Source organism: Dapis purpurea BLCC-M126 (assembly GCF_050015975.1).
Classification (GTDB): Bacteria; Cyanobacteriota; Cyanobacteriia; order Cyanobacteriales; family Microcoleaceae; genus Trichodesmium.
Window position 1 is genome coordinate 10,988 of sequence record NZ_JBNHER010000248.1, and the last position, 16,306, is coordinate 27,293.

Consider the following 16,306-nt stretch of genomic DNA (forward strand, 5'->3'; position numbering starts at 1 on the left):
AAGACAGTGATACCCTTTACGGTCAAGACGGTGATGATACCCTCGACGGTGGTGACGGCAATGATTTGCTTCAGGGTCACAACGGCAATGACCTACTTGCAGGTGGTGAGGGACATGATAACCTACAGGGTAATGAGGGTAATGATAGCCTCGACGGTGGTGAGGGAAATGATACCCTTTCCGGCCAACAGGGTAATGACCTACTTGCAGGTGGTGAAGGCAATGATATCCTTCACGGCCAACAGGGTAATGACTTACTCGCAGGTGGTAAGGGACATGATAACCTACAGGGTTGGAGCGGTGATGATAGCCTCGACGGTGGTGAAGGCAATGATACCCTTTACGGTCAAGAGGGTAATGACCTACTTGCAGGTGGTCAGGGAAATGATAACCTACAGGGTTTGACTGGTAATGATAGCCTCAACGGTGGTGACGGCCAAGACTTGCTTTACGGCGAACAGGGTAATGACCTACTCGCAGGTGCTAAAGACAGTGATACCCTTTACGGTCAAGACGGTGATGATACCCTCGACGGTGGTGACGGCAATGATTTGCTTCAGGGTCACAACGGCAATGACCTACTTGCAGGTGGTGAGGGAAATGATACCCTAGAGGGTAATGACGGTGATGACTATATTAACGGTGGTTTAGGCAATGACTTGCTCGATGGTGGAGAAGGTAACGATATCCTCGAACCCTTTGGCGGCAACGATACCATTGACGGTGGAGAAGGTGACGATATCTTAATCTTGCCCGAGGGAGAGAGTGATTATACCATTACTGAGACCTCAACTGGTAAGGAAATTACCAACAACAATGACAACAGCAAAACAATTGTCTCTGGAGTAGAGACTATTTTATACGAGGAAAAAACACAGCAAGGTAATGCCACTAACGGCCCCTTAGCAGATGCGACAGTCTTTCTTGATACCAACGGCAACTTCCAACTGGATGAGGGAGAAACTCAAACCACCACTGACAGCAATGGAGAATATAGTTTACCATTTTTTGAGCTAGAAGATTTAGATACCAACGGAGACGGGCTAATTGATGGTCAAGAAGCTGAAATTCTGGAAACAGCTCAAATTATTGTCACAGGAGGTATCGATACTTCCACCGGACTCCCAGGAACTATTCCCCTAATTTCTCAGATAGGTTCCATATCAGAATATAGCAGCACTACTCCACTCACCACCCTGAAAGCAGTATTATCCGCTCAGGGAATAGCAGAGGCAGAAGTAGAAACCCTACTCAACAAAATCACAGGATTTTCCCTAGAGTCTCTATCCCAACCATTAGACAACTTCGATCCTTACAGTGCCATTGGAGAAGGAGACGATACCGGAATAGATATTGCCTCTAGTCACATCAAAATTATGAACCTGCTACTCAACGGCACAACCTTCCTAGAAGCAGCAGGATATGAAGAGTCAGATGGTCAAATACAGGTAATTAAGGCTCTGGGAGAAGTATTAGAAACAGTAGAAAGTTTCGACTTCAGCAAAAACAACGACCTGCGGAAATTCTACAACCAATTAACCGAACAACTGAACCTAGAAATTAACAATGAAACCATCATTGAACTCAGTAAATTAGTCGCTCAAAGCAACAACCTCATTGATGAATTAGTAGAAGAAACATTATCTAGTTCTGTTAATGACGTACTACCCAGTATCAACCCAATTAAACAGCAAGTCTACAGCACCCTACCCAACCTAACAGAACAACTCGTCAAAGGAGAAATTACCGCCGAAGAGTCGCAAACCCAACTCCAGGAATTACTCAACGCCGACACCTTCCTAGTAGAATTCGCCCTCAACGAAGACCGCATAGTCAAAGTTACCGCCAGCGAAGCAGTCACAGAAGGAGAAAACAACAACGGTCAATTTATTATTACCCTGGGCGAAGCAGCTCCACCCCAAGGACTAAAAATTCTCTATACCATCTCCGGTACAGCAACTCTAGGACAAGACTATGAAAATAGCGAAGGTTTATTTGGAGAGATAGATGTTGAACCAGGAGCAACTCAAGCAATTATCGACCTAGAAATATTAGACGATAACATTTCCGAAAGCCCAGAAAGCATCACCATTAACCTCAAATATGTAGGAGAAGGTTATGCACTAGATCCCATAGAGAAAACAGCAGTCCTAGAAATTAAGGATAACGACCAAGGGGAAAGCAGCAATGCCACAACAGGAATAGAAGAAACCGGAACCCCCGAAGACGATAACATCACTGGAGCAGAAGAAAACGATATTCTCTCTGGTGGTGCAGGTAGTGACACCATCAAAGGTCGTCAAGGTAACGACGATATCGAAGGTAACTTTGGCGCTGATGTCTTAGAAGGTAACGCCGGAGACGACATTATTGCTGGTGGTTCAGAAAACGACACCATCAAAGGTGGTGCAGGTAACGACCAACTCCAAGGAGATGCAGGAGACGACCAACTAGAAGGTGACAGTGGCAACGACGTTATCCGAGGCGGTACTGGCAACGACGTCTTAGAAGGAAACGACGATAATGACTGGTTATTAGGAGAAGCAGGAGAAGATATTCTCATCGGCGGCAAAGGTGTAGACTTGCTCAACGGTGGAGAAGGTGCAGATGTCTTCTACTTCCAAGCACCAAACGAAGGAGGCGACCTCATTGTAGACTTCGACATCGCTCAAGGAGACAAAATTCAAGTCTCTGCTTCTGGGTTTAACACCGACTCCCTCGAAGACTTCAAGATAGTCGCCGGAACCCTTTACTACAAAGAACAGGAATTAGCACTGCTGCAAAACAACGGCCAAACCTATAACCACTTTGGCAACTTAGCTGACATTCTCGAAATTGTCAGCGAACCAGAGCGACAAACAGCATTAGCAGGAACAGAAATTTCTCTAGATATGGAACTCGGTGTCGCCAAAGCTGACTCAGTAGCAAATCCCCAAACTACCATCTTAGACGAAATTATCAAACGAGGCAATCTGAAAGTTGCCACTTCCGCCGATGCCAACGAATTTGACCTAGAATTTGCTCGTACCATAGCTGCTGCCCTATTTGGAGATGCCAGCAAAGTCAATACCGTATCCAATGAATTATCAACATCCTTAGAAAGGGTCGCAAATGGTCAAGCAGACCTAGCATCCGGCATTACCCAAACCTTGGGACGGGATGCCAGTCAGAAAATTGACTTCAGTCCAGTCTACTATTACGAGGAACAAGACGGAACTACAAACCCCATCGCCCTAGCATTACCAGAAAACGACTCTCAATGGGCAGATGTTGTCCGGTGGGTAAATTACGTCCCCATTCAAGCCGAAGAATTTGGCATTAGCTCAGAAAATATCGACCAAATAATCGCCTTTAATACCGACGATGACGAGAATAATGACTCCGCTCCTGAAATTCGTCGTTTCCTGGGCATAGAAGGAGAATTAGGAGGCTCTCTCGGACTTCCTGACAGCTTCGCAATTAACGTTATTAAAGAAGTAGGCAACTACAGCGAAATTTACGAACGTCATTACCCAGACCAACAACGAAACCAGAATTTACTTTGGAGCGATGGCGGTCTCCTCTATTCTCCTCCATTCTCTGGCAGCGAGATAGACATATCCTTAAACAATAACGACAACCGCAACCTACTCAAACGAATCAAAGACCGTGGATACTTAAAACTAGGACTTCCTGGCAATAACCCCGGTTTTGCAGTAGAGACAGAAAATGGAGAATTTGCCGGATTTGATGTTGACCTAGGAAAAGCGATCGCTGCTGCCCTATTTGAAGACCCAAGCAAACTCGAAATTACGGAGCAGTCATTCCCATCTGCTTTCAGCAATACTGCTAATGGTGTAGTAGATGTCTCAGCAATGGGAATCACCCATAATCTCCTGCGAGATGCCACTGTAGGTATCGACTTCAGTCCTACCTATATCTACACCGGACAGGGAGTATTAGTTCGTTCCGATAGCGGGATTAACCTTTTACCAGCTCTCAACGGTCGTCGCGTCGGCGTTCTCAAAGGAGCTACTGCCTTACAAAACCTGCAAGACACTTTCACGGAATTAGGTGGAGATATTATTCCAGTTGAATTTGCCACCAACGATGAAATGTTTGCAGCTTATGAAGCAGGGGAAGTAGATGCCGTCACCACTGACCTCACCATTCTCAGTGGGCGACTTGAGACTTTATCTAATCCCGACCAACATCGCATTCTTAACGATGTCCTCTCCAAAGAACCTTTAGGTCTAATCACAGACGAAAATCAGTCAGGATGGTCAGATGTAGTTCGTTGGGTAACTAATGCTTTAGTTCAGGCAGAAGAATATGGTATTACTTCCGAAAATATCGATGAGTTTATCGCCAAAAATATAGATGATAACCGTGAGAATGATTCAGATTCAGAAATTCGCGAGTTTCTCGGCATCGAAGGAAATATCGGTAAAGTTCTGGGACTGCAAAACGATTTCGTTGTCAATATTATCAAAGCAGTTGGTAACTACAGCGAAATCTACGAACGCAACTTTGACTCAGACGTTCTGCGTCGGGAGGAAAATGAACTAGCAAGCAATTTTGGTTTACAGTATGCTCCACCATTAGGAGAGGAAGTATCTCCAGCAGAACAAGAAGAATTAGGTAGTGGGGATGACGTTTACGAAATCCAACCAAGTACCCTAGAAGACAACCCTGACGGTTTCCAAGCTGGAGATGGTAATGACCGAGTGACTGGTTCCATACGTTCAGATTCAATCTCCGGTGGTCAAGGTGAAGACACCATCAGTGGAAATGATGGAGAAGATGTGATAGCTGGTGGTCCTGGTGATGATTATCTCTATGGTAAAGATGATGATGACATTTTAGAAGGTCGTCCTGGCAACGATCATCTCTTTGGAGGTCCTGGGGACGATGAATTAAAGGGTGGTCAAGGTCGCGATAACCTCAACGGTGGTGCAGGTAACGACATTCTGACTGGTGATGCAAGTAAAGACCGATTTGTCTTTGCCACCAACGAGGAATTTGATACTGAGGAACTGGGTAGCGATACCATTGCTGATTTTAATCCTGGTCACGATATGATTGTGTTGGATAAAGATACATTTACCATTCTTGAGAGCGAGTCGGGAACAGGTTTCAGTATAGAAACTGAGTTTGCTTCTGTTACTAATAATGCTGAAACTTCCGAGGCATTTATTGTTTATAACAGTAATAATGGTAAATTGTTATACAATGAGAATGGTAGCGAACCCGGTTTTGGCGAAGGTGGTGAGTTTGCCGTGTTGGCTGGCCAGCCTGTTATTAGTGGTGATGATTTCTTAATCCGATAGGATACTCAGGACTTATATCAAATCAGGTAGTATCGCTGTAAAAAAGCAGAGAAACCGGGTTTATCTGAAATGCTCACTATATTGACATCTATCCCCCATAAACCCGGTTTCTTATAACACTTCCGTTGCCAAGCAGATTTGATATAACACTCTAAAGCAAACCGATTTTATATAAATAAAATATCTGCCTAATTTGGCCTTGGTGCTGAGAATTCCCAACTAGAAATTTAACTTCTGAGTTATGACTTCTGACTTCTTCAAGCTGCCACATCGTTATTATTAAATAACTCAAAAATCTGCTTACAAAAGTATTTCACTTTAGCAGCAGATTCATTTGTCGGTTGAGTATTGCCCACAAAACGCCAGCCACCCACCGTTGATAACTTCCACTGTTCCCCACGATGGTCATAACCAGCAACTTCAACCCCTATGACACGACGATAAGCTTCAATTGGGTCTTGATAAAAGCGAATTTGGACCAATAGACAACGACTTTCCAAAGACCGACTTCTACCAGGCAAATGAAAACCAATATCTATAGAATCTGGGTCAACCAACTCTAAAGTATCTGGATCATTCATCCAAGGCTTTAGATCGACCTTAACATCTGGAAACTGGGACTTAAATAAATTAACAATCGTAGCAATCTTACTAGCGACTTCAAAGTTTTTGGCCTGTTCTGCAGCATTCACTATAATTTATCCTCCTGAACGAGAAAATTCCAGATTATTAATTAATTAATTTAACTACAGATAAAAAACTGTGATTGTTTGGACAATTAGTAATAACTTTAGATTTTCTACCGAATAATTAACAATTATTAATTATTAATTAAATAATTCAGGTTAAAAGCCTCCCCTTTCAAGGGGAAAAGCGGTCGTTTGCCGAGCATGACCTTAGGATGGGATGGGGAGATTTCCCGCTCTTGCAGAGCTGCTGCCTCTTACAGAGGAGCTGCCTCCTGCGGAGGAGCTGCGCTAACGCTAACGCTTTTCATGTCGGCGACAGCCGTTAACGCGCGTTGTGCGCCAGCTAAACGCCATATCCAATCGACCAAGAGAGAAGAAATAATATTTCTTTATATTCAATTCCGTAACGGTTTTAACAAGAGGTAATTATCCATTATCCATTATCCATTATCCATTAATGAACTATTTTTGATTAAATTCAACTTCTTCTGGCAACAGTACCTTCGCCCGAACAAACCGTAAACCACTCACTCCCTGTAGAGGCTCAATCAAACCACTCTCGAATTTATCCTCTACCCAACCTTCACGAACCAAATAACGAAAATATTGTTCATATTCCTCCCACTCTTCATCTGTAGAATAAACAACCGTCAACATTCCAGGTTGAGTAATGCGTTCTTTAGTATCCTTGTCCACACCCTTATCAATACGCTTTTTAACAATTTCATAACGAATATCGTGACTACCTTTAACATCAAATAATCTTTCCGTACTTTCATTGTGATAAATATCAATCGTACCATTCTGGACTAATATCAGATGCACAACTTCTAATATAGGCTCCTCAGATTCAGCCTTCAAACTTATAGCAGTTCGCGCACAATCACAAATTGCCCGTAGTTGATCGTAACGTAAACTGCTAAGATGAAATTGATTAAATTCAGAATTAATAGATTTACCCACATACATCATGTGATCTATGCCATCAGTAGCCTCAAAGTCACAATGGTGAGGGATAATTTGCTGCATCTGTTTTTGCCACTTTTCCCAAGTATTTTGGAGGTGGTAGTTAATTTTGTACAACATCTGGTCATAGCGTTCTCGTGCTTGATATACCCCATGATGGTTATTATCACAAGCTCCACGATAAGCTTCAACAGCAGCCTTAATAGTATCTCCACATTTTAGAAAATAGTCAAAGTATACTTCTAAACGGCAACGTAGATATTCTAAAGCTGTAATTTCAGTATTCACTGAAACTCTTTCTTCTAGAGATTTAATATATTCCAACATATCTTGTCGTAGTTGCTGACACAAAGAACTATATTGCTTTTGGCAAACAGCTTCCACAATGGCTAAACCTAAGCGAAATTGAGCAAGAATATCACTTTGAATTGCACGGTTACGTTCTGTAGAGGAGCCACGAATATCACAGATACCATACAGGGGATAGACATCCTCAAAAACAATTGTTTCTGGAGGTAATCCCCAACGGCGTCGTTCAGCTTCTTGCAAAAATCGCCATTCGACTGCAGGATGAATATTACGAATATTGGTAAACCTTTGTTGAATTGTTTGACGAACCGCAGTTGTCAAAGCAGGAATCAAGTCTTGAGCATTTTTGTAATCCGAGAGATTAAAGTTGCTGGGATGATTGCTGATTAATCCTACTATTCCCAAAATTTCTGGTATATCTGATTCCTCTTTTGGGGAAGCAGATTTAATCACTAAGGGAATTAGTAGTAAGGAGCGCACTCCTTGTTGAGATAAATTTTGCTCACACTCAGTTGGAGAATTTGATTCAAGTTCTGGAATATTCTGAATTTGATTTTTTTTAGCAGTTTTGAGGATCGGGGAATCCTGTATATTCTGCGTAGAATATAGCTTGGGATAGTTTGCTCTCGTTAAAAACTCACTGCCAATAAATAACTTGAATTGTTTTTCTCCTTCATTTCGCAGCAAGAGCATATCATCTGCTCGGAATAGCGATCGCAATAATTGGGCAATTGGCTCAAATTTATCTGGCTGGACTAATGATTCTGGTTCAACTAAAAGTTGGATTAGTTTTCGTTTTTTTTCTTTAACAGTGACATCTAACCCTTCGAGTAAAAGTAAGCCCTCTATTTGGTAATTTTCCAATTTTAACTTTTGGGCTAACATTTCTAAATTTCCTGGTTGTATCAACCAACCTATTTGTTCAGAATTTGACATTGAGTGGAGATTAAAATCTACAAACTCATCTATTTTTTGGTCAACTCTCGTAACTTTTAGCTGCTCACAACAAAACCATAATTCTATATACTTTGGTTCAGGGTTTTTTGGGGAATTAACTGTTGATATGACTGAGTAATTTTGAAATTGTAGATTTGCTGTGTCTATCTGATAAATTTGTTTGAGTACCCAGTGCAAAATTTGTAGGCGGTAAAGTTTTTCTAGTTCCGTGTTATCCCAATCACTGAATAACTCGTTGAGCTTAATGTTGTAGTGTGCTTCTATTTCATCGATCCGATCTATACCCATGAGTTGGCAAAAGGGATGACTAGCATACTTGAAGCTCAAGCTACCTGCCTCTATAATTGCTGTTAATATTCTGCTGTGTAGTGGTAAATTTTCCAGTCGCTCTGTTATTTGCCTCCAAATTTTTAGTTGCTCAATTTGATTATGATGCTTTGGTAGTTGTAATGCTAAAGCTTGCAATAGTTGTTCTATCTGTAGATCCTCAATATTTTGATTATTTTGAGTTAGAGAAGTTTCCTCTGGTAAAGCTTTTGTTTCATATTTAAGATGTTTATCCGTGCTTTTTTGTTTGGAAGTATGCATACTTTTTGCACCTGATATTTGTTTGAATATGTATTTTTTTATTTTAGTAGACCAACACATCTAAAATGTTGCAATAGTAGGGTAAGTTATCCTTGAAATAATAATATCAACATTAAGTAGGAACGGGTTAAATATTCAATTAATGAAACTACAACATTTATTTAATGAGATAAACCAGTGCCATCACGTCATCGCCCCATCGCCCCATTGTCCCATCATCCCATCGCCCTATTGCCCCATTGTTCTATCACCCCATCGCCCTATTACCCCATCGTTTCATATCCCCCTATAATAACCTAGTCCTTCAATTGAATTAATTAGCTGTGTCAGTCCAATTATTGAGCTATACTACCTTCAGAGAATTGTAGAGTTTTTGATAACTGGCCATAAATTTAAGATAAATATTCTTTGGACAAGTAAAAGTATGTCCGGTTGAATAGTTGTAAATAATGATTTCTCGGACAAAAGTCAATATCAATAAACTAGGTGTCAAGAGAGAATAGGAAAAAGCAAAATATAACCAGGACGGATAAACACCTAAAATTGCAGCAAGATTAAGACATTAGGAGTGAATAAAGATATAGACTTTTTCGCATAGTAGGCAACAGCATTGCGATACAGTGTGGGCAGCGTTAAACTTAGGTCAATCTGCACCAAGAGAGGCAACAACTCCAGAAGGCAAATGGCAAAAAAATTTTAGGAAAAAGGTACGAACAATGAAAAGAGAAGTAATTTTTACTTCTCTTGCTGATGTTAACTTCCCTGGAGGGAAGTCCCGCGCTCTCCCGGAGGGGAGCGTCGTATGGGAAAGCCAGGGCAAAGATTCGGATACCTTCATAAGCTGTTCATATGCCTTTGACAAGCTAGGTACATTTTGTTATTATCAATGTCAACACAGGGGGAGGACATCACCTCTTTTTATACCGAATTAAACAAATTTGATATAGTTAGCTATAAAAAAATTTTTAATAAAATAAATTTGAAGTCAAAGAAAATATACAAAAAATAATGCCACTATTTTAAATTAGTGACATCTAACAACTGATTATAGAATTTTTCCTAACAATTACCACAGCCCTCTTACAGGTGGTGGTGGAACTGGCCGTGTAATAGGAGGTGGTGGTTGAAGCGGTGGGAACTCTAAAGATGGAGGACCCTGGAAGTTATATTGTGGTAATCGAACTTCTACACGTTCGTAATTATAATCTGGGATAACTTTAAAGAAATCAATACAACCACAAGGCTTTTCCGGATCATCATCCTCTTTACCCACAATTGCATAGACCCGCATTCCAGGTACTAGACCTGCTATTTCCATAGTATGTTTAGGGGAAAAATATAGAGTTCGTAGTTGACCACGTTCCTCTTCAGGAATTGTTACATAAGTTGGTTCACCGTCATTATCTGCAATTCCAGGAATGCCTAATTCTTCTTCTTCATCTATGAGAATTGTGACTACATTACCGATGATACCCTTAACATAGCCCACAACCTCTATTTGATTGGCCCCTCCAACACGAGTTCTTTGCCTTTGGGCAATTTTTTCATTTTCAGGAGCAGCGATCGCAGGATACATTGCTCCGAGTGTAATTAACATTGACAAGCAACCACTTGTCAAAATAGTATGTCTTAGAAGACGCATGACTACCTCACAACACCAAATTTTGTCCTGGCCATAAACTGTTTTTCTCAATCTATTTCGCCCTAAGGGTAGAGTGTAAAAAGCAGGTCTAGCTGGACAGTTATTAGTTTATTAGCTCTTTTATCAAACCTCACCTCAAAGGGCAGGTTTTTAATCAAAGCCTCAGCCAAGAATTTACCACCAAGACCTGTTTTTGGCAAGTTAATCTATAGTAAGGTCAGGAGTCAAGAGTCAGGAGTCAGGAGTCAGAGGAGAAGTGTTAAGAGTTAGGGAGAAGTCTAGTACTTAGGTGACACATCTAAAATCTTGTAATAGTAGGGGCGGGTTTCCTCCTTAAATTAATGAGTTTTTACATTTGATTATATAAACCCGCCCCAATGATGTAACGGACTATTTTAGCTGTGTCGGTTTAGCAGGGTGCCTTTTTGGCTAAGAGCCGACATGAAGCGCTGCGGGACATGAAAAGACAGATCAAATTTAGACTGTGAAAAGCATTTAACAATCGGTCGTAACGCACCATTTTAGATATGTCAATCAACTAGGAGCGCTAAAACACAACTACAAACAAAGACTTTTTTATAACTAATTATCTGAAGATAATATCATTATTGATTAGTCGTTTCTCCTGCCTGAACTTTTTTGTTTCCTGAAATATATTCTTTTTCAATGTTAATAGCTTCTATCCCCTCTTCAACCATCAACTTAAACATTGAGCCTAATTGGACCCAAATCAATAAAGCTGTTGGAAAGACTACTATTGCACCCATAACAATAGATAACCATTCAACAATATTAAATGTAGAAAGACTAGATGCTACACATAAAAATACAAAGAAAGTTGTTCCTAAATAAGCAGCTATTATATTAGGTGTTTGATAATCTATTTTTGTTTGAGAGTTTTTGCTTCTAGACCAGATAGTTAATTTATACTCCAACATATCTTTAAAAATTACTCCCAAGAGAATAGAGAAAAGTAATGTCAATTCAATAACTGTATTAACAGGAAAATTAAAAAAAGTGTTAGTATACATTTTTTTCGATCCACAAATATTAACAATTGTGAATCATATCATAAAGTTTGAGGAGTCAGGAGTCAGGAGAATAATAGAGATGAAACATTTTTTATACCAACAAATGGGTAGGGGCGTTTAATGTCGCGCAGCGAAATGGCCATTTGCTCCTCTAATAATATATATTTATTAATCGCAGAAATCCTAATGTTCAAGTTTTATCCTATCCTCAGAATATACCTGATGCAGAAGTTGAAACGATGTTTAAATCTAAATTGAATCTAGATTCATAATGGCATGGTTTATAATCGGGAATGCGATCGCTTATCGGTTTTCGATATGGACAAATGACTCAGGGGCGGGCGAGTGATAAATTAATAAGTCAAACGATTCGCACTGATAACTGATAACTGATAACTGATAACTGAAAAAAACCGCCCCTACAATTTTTTTGACTCCTTACTCTACCTGACTAATTTTTCCTTCTTTCATTCTGACTCCTGACTCCTGTCTCCTGAGTCCTTCTTCAAAATTTTCCCATCCATCAACAGCATCTAAATTAGAACCAACTCCTTTTTGCATCAAAACTACACCATCTGCAAAGTCAGTAATTCCATATTCACCAGAATTATAAAGCTCTTCAATTCTAGGTACAATTTTTTCTAGTCGTTGGCGATCGCTCTTAAATGCTACCCGATATCTATTCAACCGCCACAAGTCAACAATTATATATTCTACTTTTTCAACCTCTCTTGCATCATTTCTAAATTGCATTCTGGGAAACCGCAATATTGCTCTACGACTTGATAAGTGCGGAATAATATAAGTTGTTGCTGCCACACTAGCATTATCAGGAATTTTATCTAACAATGGTCGCATTTGACTAACGTGCTGCCATTGTTGGTGTGCGGGTACATAAACCCAAGGTTGTACTGAGTCTGGTACTAAAAAATAAAAAGTGCGATTAGGATTAGAAGTGAATGTCAAAAATAGTGACAAGCAAATACAAGCTACCCAGAAACGCCGAAACTTTGGTGATGGCAGTGGTGAGTCTTCAACTTCTGATTCTCTGTTTCCCCACCATAAAATTGCACCATAAAATAATCCAGGCACGACTGTCATCGCATAACGAATAGTAATTGACAGTACAGACAAACCCTGAGCAGAAAATAATTTCAGTAAAGGAAATCCTGCTATCATCCAAGAAGCGGGAGCAACAGCAGGCACAAATGCTAGAGGCAACCATTGACCTAGTAAATATTTGAGAGTGCCAAAGAATGGAGTAAAAATTTCCCCTATTAACCGCCAAGGGTTACTAACCATACCCCAAATAATTTCCAGAGTCGAAGCTTCGTCTCCTTCCGCATATTGACCAAATCTTTCCATCATAAATCTCTGGGAAATGTCTTCGGAAAATATGGGCATAATTAGATTTGTCAGAGCCACCATATAGGCAAAACTGAGAGTACAGACAGCTAAACCTATTTTGGGATAGCGTTTACTTAATATTAGGTAGAACCCAACTCCAAATAATACTACTCCTGCATCTTCTCGAACAGCTAAAATTAATACTGCTAAAATCCAAAATAGAGACCACCAGCGTTTTTCCATTGCTAGTAGTAAGCTAAATACAAACAGAGGTATTTGACAAATATCATGGAAATTTGCTAAGGTAGGACCGATAACTGCATTAGCTCCATAAAAACTAATACTAATCATGGCTGATAACCGTGGTTGGAGATATTGTCTAGCTAAGATGTATAAAACTAAACCCGCAGCAGTGACTAATGTGACTTGTAAAACTGTTAGAGTAACAGGAGATGGAAATAGGGCATATATTGGCAACCACAGTAAAAGGGCAGGAGTAAAATGTTGGCCTAAGCGGTGATAGTATACTTCTGAGACTTGGCCTTGGTGGACTACATTTGTGGAGAGAGCAGAAGAGAGAGAACTTTGAAAAAAACGACCGTGTATACTATTCCAAAACACTTGGTTGAATATACCTTGGTCATAAGAGGCGTAAAAACTATAATAGCGGTGCAGGTTAAATAATAGACAAACTACAAAAAAGGCGATCGCCACTACAAACAACATTTTAAGAAACTGATTTTTTTGCCTGCTCACCAACATCACCCACCTAAACTTAAAGCTTGCAGTATACCATTTACCAGAAATTTATATCTGACTTGAGTCATCATAACCACTTGCAAGGGTTATTGTTTCTGTTACTATAAAATATAAATTATGTCAAGTCAGTATTGGATAATCTCAATACAGTTAATTAAGTAAATTTACAGTATTAGTGTCAGAATATAAAATAGAGATTAAATTATCTCAGAAACAAACTTTCTGTTGATGGCCAATAAATTTCCAACTAATTTGTGAATGGTAAGTGGTAAACCCCGCCCTGCTTGCCGAGTCAGGCCCAATATCTAGGTAGGCGGGAATATTCATGGAAAGTTATAGATGGTTAATTATTCTCTTCCTCTGCGACAACAAGATACTAATAGTCCATCTCACTTACCTAGAGATTTTGTAAAGGTGTCTTCAGAAAAATCTAATAACGACGGATTCTTGCAACTTTTATTGTTTATTAATAAACGTCCTGGCTCTCAAGAACAAATTCAAGCCATTCGTAAGTCCCTAAGCAAATTAAAAACAGATTACTCATTTGAATTTAATGTCATTGATGTAGGAGAACAACCCTACATGGCAGAACATTTCAAGTTGATTGCTACTCCTGCTCTACTAAAAATTCATCCTGAACCAAGACAAACCCTTGCTGGCACAAATTTAGTAGCAAAATTAGAATATTGGTGGCCTCGTTGGCAACGTTCTTTAAAAGAATCTAGGTATGATAAAAATTCCCAATGTGAATCAGAACAAGCTATTAGTGAAAAATTATCAGCTAGTTCAATTAATTGTGCTGCCGAATTAATGCAAATGTCAGACGAAATTTTTCGCCTCAAGCGGGAAAAAGAACAATTGCAAGCTCAACTAAAATTTAAAGACCGCATCATTGCCATGTTAGCTCACGACTTACGGAATCCTCTAACAGCAGTTTCATTAGCTCTAGAAACTTTAGAGTCAACTCAAAAAATGGCTAAGAGTGAGTCTATGAGAAGCTCTACAAGTCTTGTAGATCGCTTGATTAAGCAGGCGCGTTACCAGGTGCGCGTGATTGACAGAATGATTACGGATATTCTAGAGAGACCAAGAGGGAAAAGTACCAAGTTGCAAATTCAACCTGAGAAATTAGATGTGGGAGCATTATGTTCAGAGGTAAAAATGCAGTTTCGAGACCGACTGAAGTCAAAAAAATTGCAGTTAAAAACAGATATCCCTAATGATTTACCATTGGTTTATGCTGACCGAGAAAGGATACGTCAGGTAATAGTTAATTTGCTTGATAATGCAATTAAGTATACTCCTAAAGAGGGTGAGATTCAGATTATAGTTCTCGATCGCACAACTCAAAAGGTGCAGGTGACGGTTTGTGATAGTGGGCCTGGTATACCAAAAGAAAATCGCGATCGGATTTTTGAAGATTCTTTCCGACTACAACGAGATGAGTCAAAGGAAGGTTATGGTATTGGTCTGGCTTTGTGTCGTCGGATTATTTTATCTCACTATGGTAAAATTTGGGTAGATTCTAGTCCTAATAATGGTAGTTGTTTTCATTTTACTCTGCCTGTTTATAGGTAAAAGAGAGAGTAGGGAGTAGGAAATTGAGAATTGAGAATTGAGAATTGAGAATTGTTGAAAAAATATTTCTCCAGTTAGAAGTTATCCCTGAGTTGGTTTGAGAATTTATAAATGTCCTAACCTTTGCTTCGACTGCTATATCTATAGACTTTGGAATTGCTTCTCGACCTTCGTAATGACTATTGTTTAACTAGATTTCATATTAAATAAAAGTCAAATCAATCATCAAATTTCAAACTTATTTCAACGTAACCTTTTTTCCCCATCACTCAATACAACTCTTGCCAAACTATTAGAAATATTTCCAGAAAAAACAGATATTTCCAAAAATATTGAAACTCAAATATTCCAACTTCTCGACTACCTACGCCAATATCGCTGTTTGATTATTCTTGATGACTTACAAATTCTGTTTTGTAGTGGAAAAATTGCAAGTCAATATCAAACTGAATCTGAAAATTACCAGATATTTTTTCAGCTTATTGCCGAAATAAATCATCAAAGCTGCTTAATATTAAACAGTAGAGAAAAACCCATAGAAATAGCTCAACTAGAAACCAAAAATAACTATCTGCGAACCCTAATTTTAGGTAACTTAGGATTAGCAGCAAAAGAAATTCTGCAAAAGCAGAAATTATCAGACGAAGAAACCTGGGAAAATTTAATTAATATCTATCAAGGCAACCCTCGCTGGATAGAATTTACAGCTACGATGATTCAAGAATTATTTCACAGTAGTGTTGCCGAATTTTTGCAATGGGAAAAAGTAATTTTAAGCGAATCTCTAGTAGCAGAATTAGATAAAAACTTTCAACGAATAACTCAGGATGAGCAAATAGTAATAATTCAACTTGCTCAAGAAAGTCAACCAGTTACTTTACATCAAATTGATAAAATTTTGGATTTATCAACATCAGACTTATTGAATGCCATACAGTCACTAAAAAGACGATTATTATTAGATATCAAACAAGAAGATAAGACTACTTATTTTAGTTTAAATCCAGTGTTGAAACAGTATGTTCAAAATCAATATACTTAAGTTGATATTTTATTATTCAGTCTAGAGGCAATATTATAGCATTTCCCAAGCTAGTGAGGTACAACTAGGTAGGCGATCGCTAATTAACT

The 16,306-nt window shown here is 39.2% G+C and carries 8 protein-coding genes; 3 read left to right on the plus strand and 5 right to left on the minus strand.

Annotation, left to right across the window (positions count from 1 at the left end; genetic code table 11):
• Positions 1-5,309: transporter substrate-binding domain-containing protein (locus ACP6PL_RS22295; protein ID WP_426547475.1), on the plus strand; the 5,309-nt coding region annotated here is incomplete at its 5' end.
• 257 nt (positions 5,310-5,566) lie between these two features.
• Here ACP6PL_RS22295 and ACP6PL_RS22300 read toward each other — a convergent pair.
• The 5 genes from ACP6PL_RS22300 to ACP6PL_RS22320 form a co-directional block, all read right to left on the minus strand.
• Positions 5,567-6,001: a hypothetical protein gene (locus ACP6PL_RS22300; protein ID WP_426547476.1), complete on the minus strand. Its 435-nt coding sequence runs from the start codon at positions 5,999-6,001 to the stop codon at positions 5,567-5,569.
• Between the two features lie 459 nt (positions 6,002-6,460).
• On the minus strand, positions 6,461-8,818 hold the full coding sequence (locus ACP6PL_RS22305; RefSeq protein ID WP_426547477.1) for a GAF domain-containing protein: 2,358 nt from the start codon (positions 8,816-8,818) through the stop codon (positions 6,461-6,463).
• Between the two features lie 1,066 nt (positions 8,819-9,884).
• Positions 9,885-10,415 carry a hypothetical protein gene (locus tag ACP6PL_RS22310; protein ID WP_426547478.1) on the minus strand — a complete coding sequence of 177 codons (531 nt, stop codon included), beginning with the start codon at positions 10,413-10,415 and terminating at the stop codon, positions 9,885-9,887.
• A 650-nt stretch (positions 10,416-11,065) separates the two neighbouring features.
• Entirely contained in the window at positions 11,066-11,491 is a 426-nt protein-coding gene (locus ACP6PL_RS22315; RefSeq protein ID WP_426547479.1) for a hypothetical protein, read from the minus strand.
• Positions 11,492-11,929: 438 nt separating this feature from the next.
• Positions 11,930-13,600: a DUF2079 domain-containing protein gene (locus ACP6PL_RS22320; protein WP_426547482.1), complete on the minus strand. Its 1,671-nt coding sequence runs from the start codon at positions 13,598-13,600 to the stop codon at positions 11,930-11,932.
• 336 nt (positions 13,601-13,936) lie between these two features.
• On the opposite strand from ACP6PL_RS22320, the gene ACP6PL_RS22325 reads away from it, so the two are divergent.
• Both ACP6PL_RS22325 and ACP6PL_RS22330 read left to right on the plus strand, forming a co-directional pair.
• Entirely contained in the window at positions 13,937-15,175 is a 1,239-nt protein-coding gene (locus ACP6PL_RS22325; RefSeq protein WP_426547480.1) for a histidine kinase, read from the plus strand.
• Between the two features lie 382 nt (positions 15,176-15,557).
• Positions 15,558-16,217, plus strand: coding sequence for a hypothetical protein (locus ACP6PL_RS22330; RefSeq protein ID WP_426547481.1), 660 nt, complete (start codon positions 15,558-15,560; stop codon positions 16,215-16,217).
• Positions 16,218-16,306: the final 89 nt, after the last annotated feature.

Coding starts and splice junctions, on each gene's coding strand:
- ACP6PL_RS22320 (WP_426547482.1), bottom strand. CDS start 13,600: ATGTTGGTGAGCAGGCAAAAAAATCAGTTTCTTAAAATGTTGTTTGTA.
- ACP6PL_RS22315 (WP_426547479.1), bottom strand. CDS start 11,491: ATGTATACTAACACTTTTTTTAATTTTCCTGTTAATACAGTTATTGAA.
- ACP6PL_RS22305 (WP_426547477.1), bottom strand. CDS start 8,818: ATGCATACTTCCAAACAAAAAAGCACGGATAAACATCTTAAATATGAA.
- ACP6PL_RS22325 (WP_426547480.1), top strand. CDS start 13,937: ATGGTTAATTATTCTCTTCCTCTGCGACAACAAGATACTAATAGTCCA.
- ACP6PL_RS22310 (WP_426547478.1), bottom strand. CDS start 10,415: ATGTTAATTACACTCGGAGCAATGTATCCTGCGATCGCTGCTCCTGAA.